At 69.7% G+C, this 23,296-nt stretch carries 21 protein-coding genes; 14 read left to right on the top strand and 7 right to left on the bottom strand.

The genetic code is table 11. The features are described 5' to 3' along the window. Both VN779_RS02605 and VN779_RS02600 read left to right on the top strand, forming a co-directional pair. On the top strand, positions 1-1,029 hold a 1,029-nt coding region (locus VN779_RS02605; protein WP_325719726.1), incomplete at its 5' end, for a hypothetical protein. Then, the gene (locus tag VN779_RS02600; protein ID WP_325719724.1) at positions 1,026-1,862 is read left to right on the top strand and encodes a tetratricopeptide repeat protein; all 837 of its coding nucleotides are present in this window, start codon (positions 1,026-1,028) and stop codon (positions 1,860-1,862) included. The genes VN779_RS02605 and VN779_RS02600, both read left to right, overlap by 4 nt. Before the next feature lie 115 nt (positions 1,863-1,977). Here VN779_RS02600 and VN779_RS02595 read toward each other — a convergent pair whose 3' ends face one another. Next, positions 1,978-3,267, bottom strand: a complete 1,290-nt coding sequence (locus VN779_RS02595; RefSeq protein ID WP_325719722.1) for a DUF1015 domain-containing protein — start codon at positions 3,265-3,267, stop codon at positions 1,978-1,980. A gap of 126 nt (positions 3,268-3,393) precedes the next feature. Between VN779_RS02595 and VN779_RS02590 the strand changes: the two genes are divergently transcribed. Together VN779_RS02590 and VN779_RS02585 are read left to right on the top strand one after the other, a co-directional pair. Then, entirely contained in the window at positions 3,394-3,876 is a 483-nt protein-coding gene (locus tag VN779_RS02590) for a tetratricopeptide repeat protein (protein ID WP_325719720.1), read from the top strand. Positions 3,877-4,045: 169 nt separating this feature from the next. Next, complete coding sequence (locus tag VN779_RS02585) at positions 4,046-4,846, top strand: HAD-IIA family hydrolase (protein WP_349260611.1); 801 nt, start codon at positions 4,046-4,048, stop codon at positions 4,844-4,846. 30 nt (positions 4,847-4,876) lie between these two features. On the opposite strand, the gene VN779_RS02580 is transcribed toward VN779_RS02585, so the two are convergent. Beyond that, complete coding sequence (locus VN779_RS02580; RefSeq protein ID WP_325719716.1) at positions 4,877-5,227, bottom strand: sterol-binding protein; 351 nt, start codon at positions 5,225-5,227, stop codon at positions 4,877-4,879. Positions 5,228-5,321: 94 nt separating this feature from the next. Between VN779_RS02580 and VN779_RS02575 the strand changes: the two genes are divergently transcribed. From VN779_RS02575 to VN779_RS02535, 9 genes are all read left to right on the top strand, one after another. Next, positions 5,322-5,549 (top strand): hypothetical protein, encoded by a 228-nt coding sequence (locus VN779_RS02575; protein ID WP_325719714.1) that lies wholly within the window; start codon positions 5,322-5,324, stop codon positions 5,547-5,549. Positions 5,550-5,647: 98 nt separating this feature from the next. Next, positions 5,648-6,523: a TlyA family RNA methyltransferase gene (locus VN779_RS02570; protein WP_325719712.1), complete on the top strand. Its 876-nt coding sequence runs from the start codon at positions 5,648-5,650 to the stop codon at positions 6,521-6,523. Between the two features lie 14 nt (positions 6,524-6,537). Next, entirely contained in the window at positions 6,538-7,470 is a 933-nt protein-coding gene (locus tag VN779_RS02565; RefSeq protein ID WP_325719710.1) for an NAD kinase, read from the top strand. Between the two features lie 117 nt (positions 7,471-7,587). Next, a complete protein-coding gene (gene recN / locus VN779_RS02560) occupies positions 7,588-9,426 on the top strand; it encodes a DNA repair protein RecN (protein WP_349260610.1) in 1,839 nt (612 codons plus the stop codon). A gap of 155 nt (positions 9,427-9,581) precedes the next feature. After that, positions 9,582-10,781 carry a putative cytokinetic ring protein SteA gene (steA, locus tag VN779_RS02555; protein ID WP_325719706.1) on the top strand — a complete coding sequence of 400 codons (1,200 nt, stop codon included), beginning with the start codon at positions 9,582-9,584 and terminating at the stop codon, positions 10,779-10,781. Next, complete coding sequence (locus VN779_RS02550) at positions 10,778-11,812, top strand: copper transporter (RefSeq protein ID WP_325719704.1); 1,035 nt, start codon at positions 10,778-10,780, stop codon at positions 11,810-11,812. Before steA ends, VN779_RS02550 begins: the two co-directional genes overlap by 4 nt. Before the next feature lie 57 nt (positions 11,813-11,869). Continuing rightward, the gene (locus tag VN779_RS02545) at positions 11,870-12,745 is read left to right on the top strand and encodes a hypothetical protein (protein WP_325719702.1); all 876 of its coding nucleotides are present in this window, start codon (positions 11,870-11,872) and stop codon (positions 12,743-12,745) included. Beyond that, positions 12,738-14,711, top strand: coding sequence for a murein biosynthesis integral membrane protein MurJ (gene murJ, locus VN779_RS02540; protein ID WP_325719700.1), 1,974 nt, complete (start codon positions 12,738-12,740; stop codon positions 14,709-14,711). The genes VN779_RS02545 and murJ overlap by 8 nt, the downstream gene beginning before the upstream one ends. Beyond that, positions 14,708-15,865: a glycosyltransferase gene (locus VN779_RS02535; protein WP_325719698.1), complete on the top strand. Its 1,158-nt coding sequence runs from the start codon at positions 14,708-14,710 to the stop codon at positions 15,863-15,865. Before murJ ends, VN779_RS02535 begins: the two co-directional genes overlap by 4 nt. Here VN779_RS02535 and VN779_RS02530 read toward each other — a convergent pair. Beyond that, complete coding sequence (locus tag VN779_RS02530; protein WP_325719697.1) at positions 15,832-16,755, bottom strand: helix-turn-helix transcriptional regulator; 924 nt, start codon at positions 16,753-16,755, stop codon at positions 15,832-15,834. The two genes, VN779_RS02535 and VN779_RS02530, sit on opposite strands and share 34 nt — an antisense overlap. Positions 16,756-16,997: 242 nt before the next feature. Here VN779_RS02530 and VN779_RS02525 point away from each other — a divergent pair, with 242 nt between their 5' ends. After that, positions 16,998-18,347 (top strand): MFS transporter, encoded by a 1,350-nt coding sequence (locus VN779_RS02525; RefSeq protein ID WP_325719695.1) that lies wholly within the window; start codon positions 16,998-17,000, stop codon positions 18,345-18,347. Positions 18,348-18,478: 131 nt separating this feature from the next. Here the strand turns inward: VN779_RS02525 and katG are convergent, their stop codons facing one another. The 4 genes from katG to scpB form a co-directional block, all read right to left on the bottom strand. After that, positions 18,479-20,713: a catalase/peroxidase HPI gene (katG, locus tag VN779_RS02520; RefSeq protein WP_325719693.1), complete on the bottom strand. Its 2,235-nt coding sequence runs from the start codon at positions 20,711-20,713 to the stop codon at positions 18,479-18,481. 61 nt (positions 20,714-20,774) lie between these two features. Then, positions 20,775-21,227, bottom strand: a complete 453-nt coding sequence (locus VN779_RS02515; RefSeq protein ID WP_325719692.1) for a Fur family transcriptional regulator — start codon at positions 21,225-21,227, stop codon at positions 20,775-20,777. Positions 21,228-21,417: 190 nt separating this feature from the next. After that, positions 21,418-22,179, bottom strand: coding sequence for a pseudouridine synthase (locus VN779_RS02510; RefSeq protein ID WP_325719690.1), 762 nt, complete (start codon positions 22,177-22,179; stop codon positions 21,418-21,420). Between the two features lie 108 nt (positions 22,180-22,287). After that, positions 22,288-22,875: an SMC-Scp complex subunit ScpB gene (scpB, locus tag VN779_RS26280; protein ID WP_349260609.1), complete on the bottom strand. Its 588-nt coding sequence runs from the start codon at positions 22,873-22,875 to the stop codon at positions 22,288-22,290. Positions 22,876-23,296: the final 421 nt, after the last annotated feature.

The following is a 23,296-nucleotide window of genomic DNA, read 5'->3' as shown; positions in this document are numbered from 1 at the left end:
GTGGCGGGGACCGTGGTTTCCAGCGGCGGGATGATCGGCCTTCGTACGGTGATCGTGACCGCGGTGGAGATCGCGGTGGATTCCAGCGGCGTGACGACCGTGGCGGAGACCGTGGGTTCCAGCGTCGCGATGATCGGCCTTCGTACGGGGATCGTGACCGTGGCGGCGATCGCGGCGGATTCCAGCGCCGTGATGATCGCGGTGGTGACCGTGGTTTCCAGCGGCGTGATGACCGGCCCTCTTTTGGGGACCGGCCGCGTAGTGACCGGGACCGCCCCGGGGATCGGGGTGGTTTTCAGCGCCGGGATGATCGGCCGTCCTATGGGGATCGTGACCGTGGTGGCGATCGCGGTGGTTTCCAGCGGCGTGATGACCGTGGCGGGGACCGTGGGTTCCAGCGGCGGGATGATCGGCCTTCGTACGGGGATCGTGACCGTGGCGGCGATCGCGGCGGATTCCAGCGGCGTGACGACCGTGGCGGGGACCGTGGGTTCCAGCGGCGGGATGATCGGCCTTCGTACGGTGATCGTGACCGTGGCGGGGATCGCAGCGGGTTCCAGCGGCGCGATGATCGGTCGTCCTATGGGGATCGTGATCGCGGCGGTGACCGCGGTGGATTCCAGCGTCGTGACGATCGGCCGTCCTCCGGAGACCGGCCGCGCTTCGGCGACCGCGAGCGCGGTGGCTTTGACCGCGATCGGGACCGTGGCGGTTTCCAGCGTCGCGACGACCGGCCCTCCTCCGGAGACCGCGGTTTCCAGCGGCGGGATGACCGGCCTTCGTACGGTGACCGGGACCGTGGCGCAGACCGCGGCTTCCAGCGGCGGGACGACCGCTCAGGCTTCGAACGCCGCGATGAGCGACCCCGCTTCGGGGACCGCGATCGCGGTGAAGGACAGGCCGTCAGCGAGGTCGCGAAGCCGGGCGAGGCGACTGAGGGCTTCGACGAGCTTTCGCTGCCGGACGACATCGACACCTCGGACCTCGACGCTGACATCCGCGCCGAGCTGCGGACGCTTGTGCGTATGAAGGCCGAGCTCGTCGGCGGTCACCTCGTGATGGCCGGTCGGCTCGTCGACGAGGATCCCGAGAAGGCGTACGCCCACGCCCGCGCCGCGCAGCAGCTTGCGCCGCGCCTGGCCGCCACACGCGAGGCGCTCGGCCTTGCCGCCTACCTCTCGGACCGTTACGCCGAAGCGCTGTCGGAACTGCGCGCGGCGCGGCGGATCACCGGCTCGAATCACCAGTGGGCCGTCATGGCCGACTGCGAGCGTGGCCTGGGCCGCCCGGAGAAGGCGCTGGAGATGGCGCAGGCGCCCGAGGCCAAGGAACTGGACAAAGCCACGCAGGTCGAGCTGCGGATCGTAGCCGCCGGAGCACGGCGTGACCTCGGTCAGCCGGACGCGGCCGTAGTCCTTTTGCAGGGTGCCGACCTGACGCCCGCTCAGCCGGAGCCGTGGACTGCGCGCCTGCGCTACGCCTACGCGGAGGCGCTGCTCGAGACCGACCGCGAGGAAGAGGCCCGGGAATGGTTCGCCCGCGCGAGCGAGGTGGACCCGGAAGGGCTGACCGGCGCCGGTGAGCGGCTTGCCGAACTCGACGGACTCACCTTCGACGAGGTCGAGGAGGAGTTCGACGAGGAAGAGAACGGGGCGCACTCCGCCGAAGAAGACGACGAGTTCGATGGCGAGCACGTCGAACTCGACGAAGATGACGATGAAGACGAGGACGAGGACGACGAGCAGGACGAAGAGTTCGACGACGAGGACGAACTCGAAGGTGCCGCGCACGAGGAGCACCGGCCCGGCTCGGACAGTGCCAAGGAAGTCGGTCCCCACCTGGAGAACGACGAAGAGCAGTAAGTCGGCGCGGGGTGTGGTCGCGGATCCTCTCCGCGACTGATACCGCAGACGAACGATGACGGGCGAGCCTCGACGGGCTCGCCCGTTGCGTTTCAGAGCTCCGTTTTCGGCGGTCCTAGATCTCGTCGAGCAGGCGCAGTACCAGGCCGGTAGCCGGTTTGGGCGCGAACGCGGTGGACTTGCGCGGCATGCGGATCCCCGCCGCCGCCAGATCCAGCACCGTGGACTCGGCGACCGGCCGCAGCAGCACAGCCAGGCCGTGATGCTGCTGTGCCTCGATCACCGCGTTGCGCGCGTCATGGTCGAAGCGAATCCGTTCCGCGGTGTCCGGGACGCCCCAGACCTTTTGCGCGAGTGCCAGGTGCAGCACTGTGGCATCGAGACGGCGCCAGGATTCCGGCCGGTCGGGTGGGATCGTCTCGGCAAGCAGCTGCGGCTTCGGGTCCGCGATGAGCCAAGCGCGCTGCCGGTCGACCGCGGCGACCGCGATGCGCTCCGGACCGATCCGCGCCAGTGCCGCGAGGACCGCCTTGTACCCGCCCGGCACCTCGGTGACGGTGAAGTGCTCGGCCGCCGCCTCGAGGGCCGGAGCGACCGACAGGTCGGGGATCCAGCGATGGATGCCACGTACCTGGAGCGGATGCCGCTTCGAGTCGACCAGCAGGGCCAGGCCACGGTCGGTACCGGGACGGCCGAGGGCGGCGAGTCGCTGGTAGGCGGCATAGCGGTGGTGTCCATCGGCGATCAGCGAACGGCGCGGGGCCAGGTCGGCCGCGATGATCGCGTGCTGCGCCGGGTCCGTGATCGGCCAAAGCCGGTGGTGCGTGCCGTCCGCGGTGGCCGCGTCGACGATCGGATCGGGGCCTTCGGCGTATCGCTCGACCAGGTCGGAGGCCGGGCCGCCGCCCTCGTACGTGAGCAGGATCGGCTCGGGGTTCGCGCCGATGGCATGCATGAGCGCCTGCCGGTCGGCGACCACTACGTCCACGACGTCTTCGTGTGGGAGCACCGGCCCGGAATCGTCCGCGGGAAGCTTCAGCGCCCCGATAAGCCCGCGCTGATTGCCCGAAGGACCGGTCTGCTCATAGACGTAAAGCGCCGACTGCGAGTCCAGGACCAGCGCGTTTTCCTCGCGCCACTCCCGCAAGGTGCGCGCGGCCCGCCGGTAACGAAGCCGCGCGTCGGGCTCGTTCAGCTCCGGAAGGATAAGCCGAACAATGTTGTGCGCACCGCTGCGGGCAAGTCGGTGTGCCTGAATTGGGTCGATCATGTCGTACGGTGGCGATATGACTGCCGCCGGGTCGCCGACCTTGGCGCTAGCGAACCGCAGACCGCGGAACGGGACGAGCGAGAGCCGCCCCTGAACATCGGTGCGCGCAGCGTCGGCCTCCGGAGCGGGGTTCATACGCAAATGCTATGGGGTGCTGCCGACGGGGCTCGCCCTAACTAAGACGGCCGAGCGGAACGTGACAGCTCGGGAAAGACGGGAACAGCGGTAATAGCGGACAGACCGAACTCCGGGAGGCGCGAAGTGGCTGAGGGTGCGCAGCAGTGGCATGGCGACGCGGCAGACGAGCGGTGGGCCGGGCACGGTGAGCCGCTTGACGACTCCGCCCTCTCCGGGGAGGCCAACGACTGGTACCAGCGCGGAATCCAACTGCTCGACAGCGGCAACCCGGCGGCGGCGACACAGCTGCTCATGCGGGCGGCCGACCGAGTACCGCGTTCGCGCCCAATCCTGGAAGCGCTGGCGCGGGCGCAATTCGACGCGGAGGAGTACGAGGACGCCGCGAAAGTGTTCCGTACCCTGGCTGACTCGAACCCCGAGGACGACTACGCGCAGTTCGGCTGGGGCCTAGCCGCTGCCCGGCTCGGGAACTACGAACTTGCCGTAGAGCACTTGGCGCTGGCTGCGGCGATGCGTCCGGATGTGCGGTACTACACGCAGGCGCTGCGCGGGGCGCGAGCGACTGTGCGGTCCCGGTCGGCGGCAGGCAAACAGGGTCGGTCGTAGGCCGGCGCAGAACCCATCTCGTCATCCTTCTCACCCTGTGGGTGACAGCGGTCCAGGTCCGGAGCTCATGCGAAAATCGGTCGTTGTGACGAACTTGGAGAGCGCGGCGGCGGACGGGGCGACAACGGCGGAGCCGGAGCGGCGAGCGGCAGACAAGCCGCTCGCCGCTTTGTACGACACGGCGCTGCTGGATCTCGACGGAGTGGTGTACCGCGGCAAGGACGCCGTACCGCACGCCGTGGACTCGTTGATGGCGGCGGCGGACGCTGGGATGCGGCTCGCATACGTCACCAATAACGCGTCGCGCACGCCGACTGCGGTTGCCTCCCACTTGCGTGAGCTTGGGCTGCCTGCGCACGCGGAGGACGTCGTCACGGCGGCTCAGGCCGTCGCGCGCGTTATCGCCGAGCAGGTGCCTGAGGGCGCGCGTGTGCTCGTTATCGGCGGCGAGGGACTGCGTCAGGCACTGCTTGAGCACCGCCTGACGCTGGTGAGCAGCGCCGAGGACAATCCCGCGGCGGTGGTGCAGGGGTACCGGCCAGACACGAGCTGGACGGACCTTGCCGAGGCCGCCTACGCGATCGAGCGCGGGGCGCCCTGGTTCGCGGCCAACACCGACCGCACGATGCCTACCGCGCGGGGGATCGCGCCGGGCAACGGAGCGCTGGTGGGTGCAGTCGCTGCCGCCACGGGGACTTGGCCGACCGTGGCCGGTAAGCCGGAGCCCGCGCTGCACCGCGAGACCATGATCCGCACGAACGCGCAGCGTCCGCTGGTCGTGGGGGACCGGCTCGACACTGACATCGAGGGCGCGAACCGCGCCGGGGTCGACTCGCTGCTCGTGCTCACCGGCGTCACGCGGCTGCAAGATCTGAAGGACGCTCCGAAGGAGCACCAGCCGACTTACCTCGCGCAGGACCTGCGTGGGCTGCTGGATCCGAGTCTGCTGATGGAGTGGCAGAAAGACTGAACCGCGCGGGAAACCGTACGGTGGGCCGCGCTAGAAGATCTTGCGCAGCTTGATCAAGTCGCCGAAGGACGCGTTGACCTTGATCCGCCCGGAAGTCCACGCGGAGATGAAATTCAGCCTGCCGTCCACCAACTTGAGCAGTTCCTCGCTCGGGATGGTCAGCCGGATCTGCGCCTGCGGCGGCTTGGCACCATTGTCGTAGGACGTCACGTTCAGCAGCCGCGCGTCCTTCAACGTGCCGTGGAAAGTCACGTCCAGGTCAGGCACCTGACAACTGACGGTCCGCTCCAGCCGGTGCTTGTCGCGGCTGCCCTCGTCCAGGCCGCCCATCTTCGCGGCCAGCCGGTCCAGTGCCTCCGCGCATTCGCTCTTGGTCGCCACGGCTGGCACCCTACAGCCAGCGGGCTGCGCGGCGCGGTACGGTCGGAGACGAGCAGCGCAGACGCACAGGCACGGCGAGAGGACGACGGGCAGCATGGACACTGAGGGCGCGGTCGAGACCGCGGGAGCGCCGCGGCCCGAGCCGTTCGCGCTCGTACCGGAACCCGAGCCGACCGGCCACCCGGACGTGGACGCCGCGCTCGAGCGGCTACGTGAACTGCCTGAGCGGCCCACTGGCACGCATCCTGACCTCTATGACGGTATTCACCAGCGACTCCAGGAAGCGCTGGCGCAGATCGATCGGCAGGACGCGGGTAGTTAGAGCAGGGACAACTGAACTCGGTAACCACCTAAGGCGCGGCGCGTTAGGCGAAAAGCACAAGGCAGACGCTGGCAAAACAGCCGGACAGGCAGGACACGATGGCGGGACAGGCGCGGCGGCGGCTCGACGCCGAACTGGTCCGGCGCGGGCTGGCCCGCTCCCGCGAGCAGGCGGTCGAGCTGATCACGGCCGGCCGGGTCACCGTCGGCGGCCAGGCCGCGGGCAAGGCGGCGACCCAGGTGGAAACCTCCGCCGCGATCGTGGTGACAGGTGCGTCGGAGCGGGAGTCGGACTACGCGTCACGCGGCGGGCACAAACTCGCCGGCGCGCTGGCGGCGTTCGGGCCGGCCGGACTCATCGTCGATGGGCGCCGCTGCCTGGACGCCGGGGCGTCTACCGGAGGCTTCACCGACGTTTTGCTGCGTGCGGGAGCCCGGGAGGTAGTCGCGGTCGACGTCGGCTACGGGCAGCTGGTCTGGCGATTGCAGACCGATCCGCGCGTAATCGTCGTTGATCGAACCAATGTACGTGATCTGACGTTGGAGCAGATCGGCGGCGAGGCGGCGGAACTCATCGTCGGCGACCTCTCGTTCATCTCGCTGACGCTGGTGCTGCCGGCCCTCGCCCGCTGCGCCGCGCCCGACGCCGACCTCGCGCTCATGGTCAAACCGCAGTTCGAGGTAGGACGGGATCGGCTCGGCTCCGGAGGCGTGGTGCGAGACCCCGCGTTGCACGCGGACGCCGTACGCACCGTGGCCGGCGCCGCGTGGTCGCTCGGATTGGGCGCGCTCGGCATTACCGCGAGCCCGCTGCCCGGCCCGAGCGGAAACGTGGAGTACTTCGTGTGGCTGCGTGCGGGAGCCGCGCCACTCGAAGAAGCGCAATTGGCGCGAGCGATCGCGGAAGGGCCCGCCGGAGTCGGAACCGGTGTGCCGCCGCGGACGAGCGTGCGCAGTGATGGACATCGGAACTGACACAGGGAGCGCGCGTGACGGTCGACGACAGCGGTGACGAGCGCCCGAAGCGCAGCGTCCTGCTGATCACCCACACCGGCCGCAAGGAAGCCAAGGACGCGGCGCGGAAGGTCGCGCACTGGCTTTCCGGCGCCGGCATCGAGGTGCGCGTGCTGGCCGGAGAGGTGGACGGGGTCGATTTCGGCCCGACCGCCTGGATCGTGCCCGATGACCGGCACGCCGTGGACGACTGCGAGCTGATCGTGGTGCTCGGCGGCGACGGAACGCTGCTGCGCGGCGCGGAACTGGCGCGCGCGGCCGACATCCCGCTGCTCGGGGTGAACCTCGGCCGGGTCGGTTTCCTCGCCGAGGCCGAGCTCGAAGACCTGCATGAGGTCGTCGAACGCATCGTGGAGCAGCGGTACGAGGTCGAGGAGCGCATGACCCTCGACGTGACGGTCATGCAGGGCGGCCGCGTGGTCGGGCATACCTGGGCGCTCAACGAGGCGAGCGTCGAGAAGCGCGCCCGCGAGCGAATGATCGAGGTTCTGATCGAGATCGACGGACGGCCGCTGTCGCGTTGGGGCTGCGACGGCGTCGTGTGCGCCACTCCCACGGGCTCGACGGCGTACGCGTTCTCCGGCGGCGGACCGGTGGTGTGGCCGGAGGTCGAGGCGCTGCTCCTCGTGCCGGTTTCCGCGCATGCGCTTTTCGCCAGGCCGCTGGTGGCCGCGCCTTCGTCGCTGCTGGCCATCGAGATCGAGGACGGCTGGGGCGTCGGTCCGGAAGGCAGCGCGGTGCTCTGGTGCGATGGCCGCAGAACGCTGGACCTGCCCTACCGCGCACGAGTTGAGGTACGCCGGGGCGAGCGTTCGGTACGTCTAGCGCGGCTGCACGACGCGCCCTTCACTGACCGGCTGGTCGCGAAATTCGGGCTTCCGGTCGACGGATGGCGGGCGCGGGAATAGCGGTGATATTCGGGTTAACCGACGAGGTTCCCGCTGATCCTCCGTCAGGGGAGTGCTGCGGTAAGGCAGAGCCCGGTGTCCGGCACTTCCGCTAATCTCACGAGTGTGCTGGAGCAGATGCGCATCCGCGGCCTCGGGGTGATCGAGGACGCCGTACTGGAGTTGTCGCCCGGCTTCACCGCGGTCACCGGTGAGACCGGCGCCGGCAAGACCATGGTCGTCAGCGGGCTGGATCTGTTGTTCGGCGGCCGCGCGGAGACCACGCGGATAAGGCCGGGCGCGGATCGGGCAGTCATCGAGGGACGAGTGCTGATTCCCGCCGAAGGCTCGGTCGCTCGGCGCGCGACCGAAGCAGGCGCGGCAATAGACGCCGCGGAATCGGGCCCGGACGGCACCGCACGAGCCGAATTGCTTCTCGCGCGCGTAGTCGGCGGAGCAGGGCAGGGGCAGGGCTCTGGACAGAACGCAGCGGTTCGCTCTCGTGCGCACCTCGGCGGCCAGGCCGTGCCGGTCTCAATCCTCGCCGATCTGGGTGAAGACCTGATCGCGATGCACGGGCAATCCGCGCAGCAGCGACTCCTGCAACCGGCAAGGCAGCGCGCATCGCTGGATAGGTACGCCGGGGATGCGGTATCGCGTCCGTTGGCCGATTACCGCGCCGCCTATAACCGATACCGTGAAGTTGCCGCGCAGTTGGAAGAACTGACCACCCAAGCCAAAGAACGCGCTCAGGAGGCCGACGCACTGCGCTACGGGCTCGCGGAGTTCGACAAAGTCGAGCCGGTTGCTGGCGAACTGGAAAAGCTGACCGTCGAATCACAGCGCCTCGGTAACGCCGAATCGCTGCGTGCAGCCGCAGCTACCGCGCACGAGGCCTTAGTCGCGACGGACGATACGGCGGGCACCGCGGATGCGTCATCCCTCGTGAACGCGGCACGGCGTGCCCTGGAACAGGTGAGCCGGGACGACGCGGCGCTCACCCCGATCGCCGCGCGCCTCGAAGAGCTCTACTGGCAGCTCACCGAGACCGCTACCGACCTAGCCGGCTATCTCGCCGGGATCGAAGCCGACCCGGTCCGGCTCGAAGTGGTCAATCAGCGTGTCGCGGACCTGGAGAACTTGTGCCGCCGATACGGCCCGACGCTCGATGAGGTGCTGGCCTGGGCCGAGCAGGCCACCGCGCGGCTGGCCGAGCTCGAGGGCGACGACGACCGGATCGAGACGCTCACCGCTCAACGAGACGAACTGCGTGCCCAGCTGGCCGGCCACGCCGCGGAGGTCTCCGCCGCGCGCCGCGCCGCTGCCGAGAAGTTCGCCGCGGCAGTCACCACCGAACTGACCGAACTGGCCATGCCGCATGCGCGCATCGCCGTCCACGTAGCCCAGCGCGAGCTGTCCGCGACCGCGGAAGCCCCGGGGGCCGTCGCGGCCGTGAACGCGCTGCCGGTACCGGACCCGGAGACCGGCGCCGAGCGGCTCGTCGCCTTCGGCCCGAACGGCATCGACGACGTGGAGCTGCGCCTCGCGCCGCACCCCGGGGCACCGTTCCTGCCGATCGCCAAGGGCGCCTCAGGCGGTGAACTCTCCCGGGTGATGCTCGCGGTCGAGGTGGTCTTCGCCGGCGCGGATCCGGTGCCGACCTTCGTCTTCGACGAAGTGGACGCCGGGGTCGGCGGCAAGGCGGCGGTCGAGGTCGGCCGCCGGCTGGCCAGGCTCGCCCGCACCGCACAGGTCATCGTCGTCACCCACCTGCCACAAGTGGCCGCATTCGCGGACCGTCAACTCCTGGTGCGTAAGGAAAGCGATGGCTCCGTTACCTCATCAGGGGTAACTGTGCTGGATGAGGCAGAGCGCAGACGCGAGTTGGCGCGTATGCTCTCCGGCCTGGAAGACTCCGAACTCGGTCAGGCTCACGCCGACGAGTTGCTCGCCGCCGCTCACGCCGAAAGGCGCTGACCGCGGTGCTCGGCGGCCGGCTCTGGCGCGGCCGCTCGGCCGGAAGCTCTCCCGGCGATAGCCACGTAACAACCTCGTCACGACCGGCTGAAGGCGTGTTAAGAACTGGTGCTACGGGACGAGCCAGGCCGCACGGGCCTGGCAGGATTGTCCCGATGAGGATCACCGTGCGCGCTCCGGAGCGCGCGGCGGAGCAGGCCGGGTCCCGGCCGGCCCCCGCCGCGGGCGGACTCGCGCGCGTGGACCGGCGCACCAAAAACCTCACGAAGCGGCTTCGCCCCGGTGAAATAGCAGTCATCGATCACCAGGACATCGACAGGGTCGCCGCGGAATCGCTGGTCGCCTGCCGCCCGGCCGCCGTGGTCAACGCCGCCGCCTCGATCAGCGGCCGCTACCCGAACCTCGGCCCGGAGATCATCGTCTCCGCCGGCATCACGCTGCTCGACGACGTCGGCCCGCAGGTGATGAACCTCGCGCGGGAAGGCGAGGAACTGCGCGTCGTCGGCCATGTGCTCTACCGCGGCGACACCCCGCTGGCAGCCGGCAGAGTGCTGGACGTGCCCACCATCCTCGACGCGATGGAGGAGGCGCGCGCCGGGCTGTCCGAGCAGCTGGAAGCCTTCGTCGAGAACACGATGGAGTACCTGCGCAAGGAACGCGACCTGCTGCTCGACGGCGTGGGCGTGCCCGACGTCCGCACCGACTTCGACGACAAGCACGTGCTGATCGTGGTGCGCGGTTACCACTTCCGCGAGGACCTCAAGGCGCTGCGGCCGTACATCCGCGAGTACCGGCCGGTCATGATCGGCGTGGACGGCGGCGCCGACGCGATCCTGGAGGCCGGCTACAAGCCGCATATGATCGTCGGCGACATGGACTCGGTCTCAGACGAGGCGCTCACCTGCGGCGCTGAGGTAGTGGTGCACGCCTACCGGGACGGGCGCGCCCCCGGCCTTGAGCGGATGAGCAGCCTGGGCCGCGAGTGCGTCGTATTCCCGGCGGCCGGCACCAGCGAGGACGTGGCGATGCTGCTGGCCGACGACAAGGGCGCGAAGCTCATCGTCGCGGTCGGTACGCACGCGAACCTCGTGGAGTTCCTGGACAAGGGGCGCGGCGGCATGGCCTCCACGTTCCTCACCCGGCTGCGGGTCGGCGGCAAGCTGGTGGACGCCAAGGGCGTCTCGCGGCTCTACCGCAGCCAGATTTCCTCGCCCTCGTTGCTGCTGCTGATCAGCGCCGCGCTGGTCACCATCATCGCCACCGCGCTGGTCTCCCCGCTCGGCGAGCTGTATTGGCAGGTCCTGCGCGGATACTGGGACTCCTTCGTGTTCTGGGTGCAGGGACTGTTCTCGTGATCGACTTCCGCTACCACGTGGTGTCGATCGTCGCGGTGTTCCTGGCGCTGACGGTCGGCCTGGTACTGGGCGCCTCCTTTCTGAGCAAGGCGCAGATCCAATTCCTCAACGGGCAGATCACCAGCGCCAACAACGCCAAGAACCGGCTGGAGACCAAGCAGCGGACGCTGACCACCGACAACCAGCATCTGAGCGACTACATCGACGGGACCAAGAACAACCTGGTCAGCAACCAGCTGTTCAACGACGCCGTGGTGGTGGTGCGCGCGTCGGGGTACAGCCAGGATCACGTCGCCGCGACGCTCGCGCTGGCAAAGCAGGCCTCCGCGACGATCACCGCCGACATCACGATCAATCCCACCTTCGCCGACTCCAGCAGCGTCGCTTCGCTACAGCAGCTGGTGGCCGACTTCGCGCCGCGCGGCCAGCCGATTCCCGGCGGCGACCCGCAGACACAGGCGGTGAACCTGCTGGTCGAGGCATTGACCGCGCAGGGCACCACGACGTCGGCGTTCGCCGGATCGGCTTCGGCTTCCTCCTCCCCGTCACCGAGCAGCACCCCGACCACGATGACGCCTTCCTGGGCGGTCAAGACCCTCCAGGAGTTCAAGAACATCGGCGTGATCAGCGTGACGACGATGCCCACCGCCACGAACGCGCTCAAGCCGACCGCGGCCTTCATCGCCGCGCCGGAAGCCTCGCAAGCCGATACGCAGAACGCTCTGTATGTCTCGCTGGCCCAGGCATTGCACACGGCGGACGTGGGCACGGTCATCGGCGGCGCGGCGCCCGACGCGGGAACCGGCGGTGTTATCAGCGCGGTCCTCAAGAACGCGACCGCGGCTAAGACCGTCGCCACCGTCGACGACATGGACGAGACGATCGGCCAAGTCGCCGTCGTGTTCGTGCTCTACAACGAGAGCAACAACGGCTCGGCGCCGGCCGGGCATTACGGTATGACCGGAATCACCGACGGCCTGTTGCCGAAACTCCCGAACCTGCCCCCGGTACCCTCGCCGAGCGCAAGCTAGGACTGCCGCCCGACGAAATCCGCGCCGCCGCGGAGTGAGAAAGAACGGATCAGGCCCATGGGAATCGCGGCGAAGATCACCGCTACCGCGCCGAAGCTGCTCGCCGTAGCCCTCGGCGCCACGGCGGCCCGCGTCGCCTTCTCCGCGGCCCGCGGCGCGGTCACCGACGGAGCCGGACGCGGCCGCGACCCGAAGCTGTGGAACCGCACCAACCACCGCGGTGAGCCGGTGACCCTACTGGAGGGTCCGGCGTACGCCGCGGGCGCGGCCGCCGCGCTCGCGGTGGCTCCTGGCGTGCCGCGCGGACTGCGGACCGCCGCGGTGGGCGTGGCGGCCGGAGCGGGCGCGTTCGGCGTCTACGACGACCTCTACGGCAACGGCGACCGGCGCGGCATGCGCGGCCACCTCAAGGCGCTGACGAAGGGCGAGCTGACCACCGGCGGAGTGAAGATCGTCGGCATCGGCGGCGCCGGGCTGCTGGCCGGGGCGCTGGTGCGGCGCGGGCCCGGCGACACGATCGTGGACAAGGTGCTGGCCGGCGTCGTCATCGCCGCCGCGGCCAACGCGGTGAACCTGTTCGACCTGCGGCCCGGACGCGCCATCAAGGCCGCCGCCATCGCCGCGACACCAGCGTTGCTGCGTGATGGCGTGACTCCCGGCGCCGCCGCGGTGCGATGCGCCGGTCTGGGCGCGGCGCTCGCGCTGCTGCCGGAAGACCTCGAGGAGCGGGCCATGCTCGGCGACGCGGGGGCGAACGCGCTCGGTGCGGTGCTCGGCACAGCCGCGGCCGCTTCAGCCTCGCGCGCTGGACTGGTCTGGCGTGCCGCCGCGCTCACCGGGGTGACCCTGGCGAGCGAGAAGGTCTCCTTCACCAAGGTGATCGCGAACACCCCGCCGCTGCGAGCGTTGGATGGACTCGGCCGACGTGCCTGACCGCCCCGCGCCGCTGCCCTCCGTCGACGATCCGCTCATTCAGCCCGTCGCGCCGATCGACACGCGTCTGGTTGCGCCGGCGGAGGAACGGGTAGGCCGCGACGATGGCAGGGCACAGCATGCGGGCGAAGTACGTGGCGACAGCACAGCACTCGGTGACACCGCGCTGGGCAGCGCGGCGCTCGACACAGCCGCGCTCGATGAACGGGACGCGGCACCTTACCGTGCCTCATCCTTCGTGCAAGACGGCATGAGTTCCGAAACCCTGGCTACACAACGCGCAGCGCGTCGGCGCGCGGCCGTGCGTTCCGTGGCAGGCGGCGCCGCGCTGATCGCTGCCGTCACGGTGCTCTCACGCACCATCGGCTTCCTACGCACGCTCGCGTTCTCACACACCGTCGGTACGCAAGCGCTCGCCGACGCGTACAACACCGCGAATCAGATCCCGAACACGGTCTTCGACATCGTCGCGGGCGGCGCACTGGCCAGCGTCGCGGTTCCACTGCTGGCCGGACCGCTTGCGCGCGGCGAACGCCAGCACGCGGAGTCGATCATCTCCGCGCTGCTGACCTGGACCATCGCGGTGCTGCTGCCGCTCAGTCTGGTCGGGGTCGCGATCTCGGGGCCGCTTGGACAGCTGCTGGCCGGTAACCACGCGCCAATGGGCGTCTACGCCGCGACGGTCAGCCGCTTCCTCGTGCTGTTCCTGCCGCAGATTCCGCTCTATGGCGTCGCCGTCGTCCTCTCCGCGACCCTGCAATCCGACCGGCGCTTCCTGTCACCCGCCCTCGCCCCGCTGCTCTCCAGCCTGGTGGTCGTCACCACCTACCTGCTGTTCGGCGAGTTCGATCCGGCCGCGGCCGGCGGGGAACTCGGTGCGCTGAGTTATCGCTCCCAACTGTTCCTCGGTCTGGGCACCACGCTCGGCGTCGCGACACTCGCGCTCAGCCTGCTGCCTGCGGTACGTCGGACCGGCCTGCGGGTACGGCCGCTGTTCCGCTTCCCGCCCGGTCTCGCCAGACGAGCCCGGCACCTCGCCGTCGCCGGTGTGGCGACGCTGGCCGCCCAGAACGTCGTCGTGCTCGGGGTCGTGTTGCTCACGAGCCATACGCGCGCGGCAACCGGTTCGCTGACCGTGTATACGTTCAGCTGGGCGGTGTTCGTACTCCCGTACGCAGTGCTTACGGTACCGATCGCGACGACAGCCTTCACCGACCTGGCCGCGCGCGCCGATAGCGGTGACGTCGAAGGCTTCCGCACCGGCGTCGCGACAACCAGCCGTGCGGTACTCATCGCAGCCTGCGGAGGCGCAGCGCTGCTTGTCGCAACCGCGTGGCCGATGGCCTACCTGTTCATCTCCGCCCCGAGCGGTCCGCGTCCGTCGATGATGGCGCATGGGCTACTCACGTTCGCGTTCGGACTCCCTGGATACGCAGCGATCGCACACCTTGGCCGAGTCCTCTATGCGGGAGGCCACGCCCGCGACGCCGCCGTCGCGACCGTCATCGGCTGGCTGACCGTCCTGGCCGCCGACTGGATCCTGATCTGGCGCTTCCCGCCGCAGCAGGCCGTCGCGGCGCTCGGTCTCGGCAACGCCTGCGGGATGACGGTCGCCGGGATCCTGCTGGTCGCCGCCACGCGCCGGCACAACGGACCCGGCACCTTCGCCGGACTGCCGCGGGCCGGGGCGGTCGGCGTGACGGCCGCGGCGGCGGCCGGGGCCGCGGGCTGGCTGGTGGCCGGGTGGATCGGGCCGACCGGATCCGCGCCCGCGCTCGTGACCGGCCTGCTGTGCGGCCTGATTGCCCTCCTCGTCTTCGCCGCGGTGAGCCTCGCGCTCGACCACGGCGACCTGCGGCCGCTGCTGCAGCGCGGTGCGCGGTGGTTTTCCGCGCGCGCGAACCCGGCGGGACGCGGCAGAGTGCAGACGAGGCGTGACGGCGAGGATAGGGAGCAAGGACCGTGACGGCGCGCATCGCGCTAGTTCTCGGCACGAGCACCGGCGGGGTCGGTGCGCACGTGCACGACCTGGCGGCCGGACTGGTAGCGCGCGGCGATCAGGTCACCGTCATCGGACCTGCGCAGACCGATGAGCATTTCGGATTCGCCAAGGCTGGAGCGGATTTCCGGCCCGTGTCTATCGCCGCGTCCGTCAACCCGCCGCGCGACTTCGCGACCGTCAGAGCTCTACGCGCGGCCGTCGCCGAAGCGAACGCAGAAGTCGTGCACGCGCATGGCGTGCGCGCGGGGGCACTGGCCGGGCTTGCATTAGGCCGCACAAACGCCAACCGCACGCCGAGCGTCGTCACGCTGCACAACGCGATGCTCGCCACGGGCATCAAGGCGCGCCTACTCACCCAACTCGAGAAGCTCGCGGCACGCCGCGCGAACGTGGTTCTGGGCGCATCAGCCGACCTCGTCGAACGGGCACGCACTCTGGGTGCCCGTGACGCGCGCCTCGGCCCGGTACCAGCCCCACCGCTGCCTGAACCGACCAGGCTTCGCGCCGATATGCGAGCGGAACTCGGTGTCGGCGGTGAGGGTGACTCCGGAGCCGCGGAACGGATCCTGGTATTGGCGGTCGGCCGCCTCGCCCCGCAGAAGGACTACGCGACGTTGCTTGCGGCTGCGCGCATCTGGCAGGGGGCCCGGGAACTGACGGACTCTCCGCAAGCGGTGCCGCGGCTCGTCATCGCCGGTGAAGGCCCGCTGCGCGATGACCTCCAAGGCGATATCGACCGCTGGCAGCTCGACGTGGCACTGCTCGGGCACCGCGCGGATGTGGCGGACTTGCTGCTCGCCGCCGACGTGCTGGTGCTTTCCTCCACCTGGGAGGCCCGCGCGCTGATCGTGCAGGAGGCGATGCGGGCCGGCGTGCCGGTCGTGGCCACCGCGGTCGGCGGGACACCGGAACTCGTCGGCGACGCGGCGATCCTGGTGCCGCCCGGCGACCCGCACGAGATCGCGATCGCGGTGCAGCGCCTCGCGCAATACCCGGACGACCGGGCGCGATTCGCCGCCAGAGGCCGTGACCGGGCCCGCGCTCTGCCTGACGCCGAGCAGTGCCTGGACCAGGTGCAGGCGATCTACTCGGAGCTCACGGACTCCGTGAATCGGTGACCGCAGGGGAGCGGGGCCAGTCGAAGCGGCGCCTGCCGTGACTCAAGGCCCTGCATCGCCTCGGCGGTCCGCTCGTCGGCGGAGAGATAGACGATCATGCGCAGCCCCGGCGTGCCGTGCAGGCCCATGCTCATCGTCGTGAACTGAAGGTCGCCGACCAACGGGTGATGGAAGATCTTGTTGCGGGTGCCGTAACCGGCCACCTCGTGCTGTGCCCAGAGCCTGGTGAACTCGGGACTGCGGTCTAACAGGTCTTTGATGAACTGCTCCCAGTACGGTTCGCCGACGTGGTGTGCGTAGGCAGCACGCAGCGTGGCCACGATCCGCGGAGTCTCCTCGGCCCGGTTGACATACGGGTGGCAACAGCCGGGAGAGGTGAAGACGCTCCACACGGTGTTGCGGTACTTGCCGCGGAAGTTTTCCAGCCCCGGGAAAAGCAGCTGGTAAGCGGAATTCCAGGCGAGCAGGTCGAAGCGTTCGTTGATGACACAAGCGATGGACGACAGCTCATCAAGGACCTGCTGCACCGCGGGCTCCACTGCACACGAAGGCCCGGTCACCGGGGCGAGCATGGGAACGTCCGCGAGCCGGTAGAGGTGGCTGTGCTCGTCCGGGTCGAGGTGCAGCGTCTTGGCGATCGAGTCCAATACCTGGGTGCTCGCGTTAATCGGCCGGCCCTGCTCCAGCCACGTGTACCAGGTCACCCCGACCCCGGCGAGCTGCGCGACCTCCTCGCGCCGCAGTCCCGGAGTGCGGCGGCGCAGGCTCGGCGGCAGGCCCACATCCTCCGGCGTCAGCCGCTCACGGCGGCTGCGCAAGAAGGTGCCGAGCTCGGTGCGCCGCACCTTGCCTGGAGCGAGGGCATTATCGGTAAGGGTCTGGACCGCCATGCAACCATCTTGCGGGATGCGTCAGGAATGATCCAGGTAGTGTTGGTACCAGGATAAGCAGGCTCTTGGTAACAGGATCGGCGCGACGCGAAGCTGATCTCATGTCAAGCACGACTGCTGCTCAAGTCACCCCATCTTCGCCCACCATAGCTGGTCAAGCGCCCACGTCGGCTCTGCCAACTGCACCCTCCCACGCAGCGCCCTCCAAGAGCGCGGACACCAAGGGCCCCCTGCTATGGACCGTGCTCATTGCGATGTTCATGGCAGTGCTCGACGTCGCCGTCGTGAACGTCGCACTGCCGACGATCCACACCGAGCTGCACGCCACCGGCGCCGGGCTGCAACTATCAGTCTCCGGATACACCATCACCTACGCCGTGCTCATCGTGACCGGCGCGCGTCTCGGTGACCTGTGGGGCCACGGCCGGATGTTCCGCGCCGGGCTGGCCCTGTTCACCCTCGCCTCCCTCGCCTGCGGCCTGGCCCCGAACATCGGCGCGCTCATCGCCTTCCGCGGCCTGCAGGGCGTCGGCGCGGCCGCCATGGTGCCGCAGGTGCTCTCGATCATCCAGCGCACCTTCAACGGGCCGGCCCGGCTGCGCGCCACCAGCATGTACACGGCGGTCATCGCGGGCGGGGCGGCGGTCGGCCAGGTCGTCGGCGGTCTGCTGGTCAGCGCCAACCTGTTCGGCTCCACCTGGCGCCCGGCGTTCCTGGTCAACGTCCCGGTGGGCCTTGCCGCGCTGGTGATCAGCCGCCGGGTGCTGCCGAAGGACAAGGGGGAGCCCGGCCGCGGACTCGACCCGGCCGGCGTCGCGGTACTGACCCCGACCGTGCTGTTCTTCGTGCTCCCGCTGGTCCTCGGGCACGACGAGCACTGGCCGCTGTGGGGCTGGGTGCTGCTGGCCGCCAGCGTGATCGGCGTGGCCGGATTCGTGGCCGTGGAAAGCCGGCTCGGCCGGCGCGGCGGCACCCCGATCATCCCGGGCCGCACGCTGCGCCTGCCCGGATTCTCGCTCTCGATCGCGTTGATGTTCGTGGTGATGGCGGCGATGACCGGCGGTTTCTTCGCGATGACGCTGCACCTGCAGGGCGCACTCGGCTTCAGCGCGCTGGACGCGGGCCTGGCCGGAGCGCCGGCGGCCGGGGCGATCTTCGTGGTCTCCATGCGCTGGCGCAAGCTGCCGCCGCGCTACTATCCCTGGCTCGTCGTCTCAGGGTTCGTCATCGTCGCGCTCAGCTCGTTCGCCCTCGCCGGAGTACTGCACACCGGCACGACCGGCGGCCTGGCGCGGTGGATCCTTCAGGCAGTCAACGGCATGGGACTCGGCCTGGCTTACAGCCCGCTGCTCGGCACGATGCTGGCGCGCATCCCGATCACCGACGCGGCCGACGCCAGCGGCGTGATCTCCACGACAGCGCAAATCAGCCAGGTGGTCGGCATCGCGACCTTCGGCACCCTGTTCCTCAACCTGCTCGCTCAAGCGCACGTACACGCCTCGGCGCACGCGATCACGGTGGTGATGCTGATCACCGGAATCGTCGCGCTCCTCGGCGGGGCGCTCGCCACCCGCCTGGCCAAGGTGCAGTGAAGCGGGCGAGCGCAGATGAGCAGCAGTCAGCCGTGAACAGCGAGAAGTGAACAGCGGGTGGCGAAACGCAGCGGCGTCCAGGACGGCCACGGGGGGCCGGCCTGGACGCCGTTTTCGGTCCTAGTCCGACCTCAGACCAGGTCGAACCGGTCCAGCTCCATCACCTTGGTCCACGCCGCGACGAAGTCGCCGACGAACTTCTCCTTCGCGTCGTCGCTCGCGTAGACCTCGGCGAGCGCCCGCAGTTCCGAGTTGGAACCGAAGACCAGGTCGGCCCGGCTGCCGGTCCACTTGACCTCGCCGCTCGCCGCGTCGCGGCCCTCGAAGGCGTTCGCGTCCTGCGCGGTCGCGTGCCAGACCGTGCCGAGGTCGAGCAGGTTGACGAAGAAGTCGTTGGTCAGCGTGCCAGGGGCGTTGGTGAACACGCCGAGCCGCGACTGCTGGTGGTTGGCACCCAGCACCCGCAGGCCGCCGACCAGCACGGTCATCTCCGGGGCGCTGAGGGTCAGCAGGTTCGCCTTGTCCAGCAGCAGGTACTCGGCCGGCAGCCGGTTGCCCTTGCCCAGGTAGTTGCGGAAGCCGTCGACAGTCGGCTCCAGCGCGGCAAAGGACTCGACGTCGGTCTGCTCCTGCGAGGCGTCCACGCGGCCGGGGGTGAAGGGCACCTCCACCGTCACGCCGGCCGCCTTAGCTGCCTGCTCGACGCCCACGCCACCGGCCAGCACGATCAGGTCGGCCAGCGAGACCTGCTTGCCGCCGCTCGCGTCGGCGTTGAACGCCTGCTGGACGCCTTCCAGGGTCCGCAGCACGGAGGCCAGCTGGTCGGGCTCGTTGACCTCCCAGCCGATCTGCGGCTCGAGCCGGACGCGGGCACCGTTGGCACCGCCGCGCTTGTCGCTGCCACGGAACGTCGACGCGGACGCCCACGCGGTCGACACCAGCTGCGAGACGGTGAGGCCCGAGGCGGCGATGCGCGCCTTGAGGTCTGCGATGTCCGCCGCGTCGACGAGTTGGTGCGTCACCGGCGGCAGCGGGTCCTGCCACACCAGCACCTCGTTCGGGACCTCCGGGCCCAGGTAACGCACGACCGGGCCCATGTCACGGTGCGTCAGCTTGAACCAGGCCCGCGCGAACGCGTCCGCGAACGCCTCCGGGTTCTCCAGGAACCGCCGCGAGATCGGCTCGTAGATCGGGTCGACGCGCAGCGACAGGTCCGTCGTCAGCATGGTCGGGTGGCGGCGCTTGGACGGGTCGTGCGGGTCCGGCACGGTGCCGTCGCCGGCGCCGTCCTTCGGCCGCCACTGCCAGGCTCCCGCCGGGCTCTGGTACTGCTCCCACTCATAGCCGAACAGCGTCTCGAAGAAGCTGTTGTCCCACTGCGTCGGCGTGTGGGTCCAGATGCCCTCGAGGCCGCTGGTGATCGTGTCGTTGCCCTTGCCGGTGCCGAACGCGTTGCGCCAGCCGAGGCCCTGCTGCTCGATCGGAGCGGCCTCGGGGTCGGGGCCCACGCTGTCGGCCGGGCCCGCGCCGTGCGTCTTGCCGAAGGTGTGGCCGCCCGCGATCAGCGCGACCGTCTCCTCGTCGTTCATCGCCATCCGGCGGAAGGTCTCCCGGATGTCGCGGGCCGCGGCCAGCGGGTCCGGGTTGCCATTGGGGCCCTCCGGGTTGACGTAGATCAGGCCCATCTGCACCGCGCCGAGCGGGTTCTCGAGCTCCCGGTCGCCGGTGTAGCGCTCGTCGCCGAGCCAGGTGGTCTCCGGGCCCCAGTAGACGTCCTCCTCGGGCTCCCAGGTGTCCACCCGGCCGCCGCCGAAGCCGAAGGTGCTAAAGCCCATCTCCTCCAGCGCGACGTTGCCGGCCAGGACCATCAGGTCGGCCCAGGAGATCTGCTGGCCGTACTTCTTCTTGATCGGCCACAGCAGCCGGCGGGCCTTGTCCAGGTTGCCGTTGTCCGGCCAGCTGTTGAGCGGGGCGAAGCGCTGCTGGCCGGCCCCGGCGCCGCCGCGCCCGTCGCTGATCCGGTAGGTGCCGGCGCTGTGCCAGGCCATCCGGATGATGAAGGGCCCGTAGTTGCCGAAGTCGGCCGGCCACCAGTCCTGCGAGGTGGTCAGCACCTGCGCGATGTCCTGTTTGACGGCCGGCAGGTCCAGGGAGCTGAAGGCCGCGGCGTAGTCGAAGTCCGCGCCCAGTGGGTTGGCCACCGCGGGGTTCTTGGCCAAGATCTTCAGGTTGAGCCGCTCGGGCCACCATTGCCGGTTTCCGCCGCCCTGTGTCGGGTGCAGCGCGCGGCCGTGCGCGACCGGGCAGCCTCCGCTCTCGCCCTCGGTCTTCGGATCGGTGACGATCGCGTCGTGGTTTTCAGTCATGGGGAATCCTTCCGGAATCGGCGGATCTCTGGGCTTGAGGATCGCGGCGGTCGGCCACGGCTCAAGCGGCGTCATTCAGCGGCTCAGGCGCGGCGGAACAGGCGGGACACAGGCCCCAGTAGATGACCTCGGCCTCGTCTATCGCGAAACCGTGCTCGTCGGAGGCGGTAAGGCAGGGCGCCTCGCCGACCGCGCAGTCGACGTCCGCGACGACGCCGCACGACCGGCACACGATGTGGTGGTGGTTGTCTCCGACACGGCCTTCGAAACGGGCCGGACTGCCTGCCGGTTCGATGCGACGCACCAGACCCGCCGCATCCAGCGCGTCCAGAGCCTCGTACACGGCCTGCAGGGAGATGTGGCCCACGCGCTCGCGCACTCCGGCGGCGATCGCCTCGACCCCGAGGTGATCGCCGTGCCGCACGGTTTCGAGCAGGGCGACGCGGGCGGCCGTCACCCGCAGGCCGGCGCCGCGCAGTTCCTCGGCGGCGGTCGGAACACGGGGAGCGGTCATGGCGCCAACCTACCTTCCTAAACACGAACTATTCAAGAGAACGAATCGCTTAAGTTTACTGACCGGCTGTCGACGGGCAGGCGAAGGGGCCAGTCGATCGGTGATCGACTGGCCCCAGAGTAGGCGCGAATCCGCACGTCAGCGCGATGAGCTAGCGCAGCTTGCGCAGCCGACGGGCGTTGGCGGACGCTTACATCCCGACGGCCTTGTACAGCGCCCCGATCTCCTCGCGAGTCAGCCCGCGCACCTTGCCCGGCCGCTGGTCACCCAGCGAGACCGGCCCGAACTTGGTGCGCACCAGCCGGTTCACCGGGAAGCCGGCCTCCGCGAGCAGCCGCCGCACGATGTGCTTGCGGCCCTCGTGCAGCACTACCTCGACCAGCGCGTGCCGGCCGACCGCGTCCACCATCTTGAAGCTGTCGACCCGCGCCAGCCCGTCCTCGAGCAGGATGCCTTCACGCAGCCGCTTGCCCAGGTCGCGCGGGATGACGCCGTCCACCTGCGCGACGTATGTCTTCTGCACGCCGTAGGAAGGATGGGTCAGCCGGTGCGCGAGTTCGCCGTCGTTCATCAGCAGAATGAGACCCTCGGTCTCCGCGTCGAGCCGGCCGACGTGGAACAGCCGCTGCGCGCGGCCTTCCACCAGATCGCCGAGATTCGGCCGGCCCTCAGGGTCGGTCATCGTCGAGAGCACGCCCTGTGGCTTGTTGACCGCCAGGTAGGTCGAATCGGACGCGGAAGCGACACGCATCCCGTCCACGTGGATGACCACCTTCTCGGGGTCCACCCGCATGCCTTGGGTGTTGACCCGCTTGCCGTCCACGGTCACCCGGCCCTGCTCGATCAACTCCTCGCAGGCGCGGCGCGAACCGACCCCGGCGGCAGCCAGGACCTTCTGCAGGCGCACGCCCTCCTCGTTCGGATCGTGCAAGGGCGTCGCGCGCCGTTCCATCTTCGTCTCCATAACACGTCAAACTGCATAGTTCCCAAACTGCGTAAATCACAGCGTCAGGCCGGGCTTCGTCGCGCTCTGGCGGGTCGGCGCCGCACGGGCGGACCGTCAGGCCTCTTCCTCCATCTCCGCGGCCGTGGGCAGCAGCGGAGCGAGTTCGGGCAGTTCATCCAGGCTCTTGAGACCCATCCGCTCCAGGAAGTACCCGGTCGTCTGGTACAGCAGCGCGCCGGTCTCGTGCTCGGTGCCGCACTCCTCGACCAGGCCGCGGGCCAACAGGGTCCGCATCACACCGTCGCAGTTGACCCCGCGGATCGCGGAAACCTTCGAGCGGCTGACCGGCTGACGATAGGCCACCACGGCCAAAGTCTCCAAAGCGGCCTGCGTGAGCTTGGCCTGCTGCCCGTCGCGCACGAACCGCTCGACCACCGGGGCGCACTGCGGCCGCGAGTAGATCCGCCAGCCGGTCGCGCCCGAGCCGGCGCCGTCGCCGATGCCGACCTCGCGCAGTTCGAAGCCCCGGCTCTGCTCCGTGTACTCCTCGGCCAGCGCCCGCAGCGCCTCGGCGACCTCGCCCTTCGGCCGCTCGATCACCTGCGCGAGCATGACGTCGGTGACCGGTTCGTCGACCACCATCAGGATCGCCTCAAGGCAGGTCTTGAGCGGCGGCAACGCTCCGGAAAGCTCGCCGGCCAGCTGCCAGGCCGGTTCCGGGAGCGGGGCGTTCTCGCGGGCCCGCCTGCTCTCGGCCAGCGCCTCGTTCAGCGCGGCCAGGCCGTCGACGAAGTCGCCTTCCTGCGGCTCGAGCTCGTCGATCGAAGCCTGGGACTGCGCCGGGATGACGATCTTTCCGGGGAGCGGATCCTCGTCGGCGGTTTCCAGCTGTTCTTCGTCCTCGTCCTCGTCTGCCTCGCCGAGAACGGAATCGACGACAGCGGATTCCTCGATCTCTGGCTCAGCCTCTGGCTGTGCCTCGGGCGCGGCCTCGGGCTCGATCTCCGCATCGGCAGCTGGCTCGTACGCGGCACCGGTCGGCGACGCCGTCTCGGTCTCGGTCTCGATGTCGTCAGCCACATCCGGCTCAGGCTCTATCCGCACGCCGAGTGCCGCCCAGAAC

It is taken from the genome of Actinocrinis sp., from assembly GCF_035605935.1.
Taxonomy (GTDB): Bacteria; Actinomycetota; Actinomycetes; order Streptomycetales; family Catenulisporaceae; genus Actinocrinis.
Note: the sequence above shows the minus strand (reverse complement) of the source record. Positions and strands in the feature narration are given on the sequence as shown.

Bases quoted from the DNA above. Each gene is read 5' to 3' on its own strand.
- VN779_RS02600 (WP_325719724.1), top strand. From the start codon at position 1,026: ATGAAGGCCGAGCTCGTCGGCGGTCACCTCGTGATGGCCGGTCGGCTC.
- VN779_RS02595 (WP_325719722.1), bottom strand. From the start codon at position 3,267: ATGAACCCCGCTCCGGAGGCCGACGCTGCGCGCACCGATGTTCAGGGG.
- VN779_RS02575 (WP_325719714.1), top strand. From the start codon at position 5,322: ATGGACACTGAGGGCGCGGTCGAGACCGCGGGAGCGCCGCGGCCCGAG.
- VN779_RS02570 (WP_325719712.1), top strand. From the start codon at position 5,648: ATGGCGGGACAGGCGCGGCGGCGGCTCGACGCCGAACTGGTCCGGCGC.
- recN (WP_349260610.1), top strand. From the start codon at position 7,588: ATGCGCATCCGCGGCCTCGGGGTGATCGAGGACGCCGTACTGGAGTTG.
- steA (WP_325719706.1), top strand. From the start codon at position 9,582: ATGAGGATCACCGTGCGCGCTCCGGAGCGCGCGGCGGAGCAGGCCGGG.
- VN779_RS02545 (WP_325719702.1), top strand. From the start codon at position 11,870: ATGGGAATCGCGGCGAAGATCACCGCTACCGCGCCGAAGCTGCTCGCC.
- VN779_RS02530 (WP_325719697.1), bottom strand. From the start codon at position 16,755: ATGGCGGTCCAGACCCTTACCGATAATGCCCTCGCTCCAGGCAAGGTG.
- katG (WP_325719693.1), bottom strand. From the start codon at position 20,713: ATGACTGAAAACCACGACGCGATCGTCACCGATCCGAAGACCGAGGGC.
- VN779_RS02515 (WP_325719692.1), bottom strand. From the start codon at position 21,227: ATGACCGCTCCCCGTGTTCCGACCGCCGCCGAGGAACTGCGCGGCGCC.
- VN779_RS02510 (WP_325719690.1), bottom strand. From the start codon at position 22,179: ATGGAACGGCGCGCGACGCCCTTGCACGATCCGAACGAGGAGGGCGTG.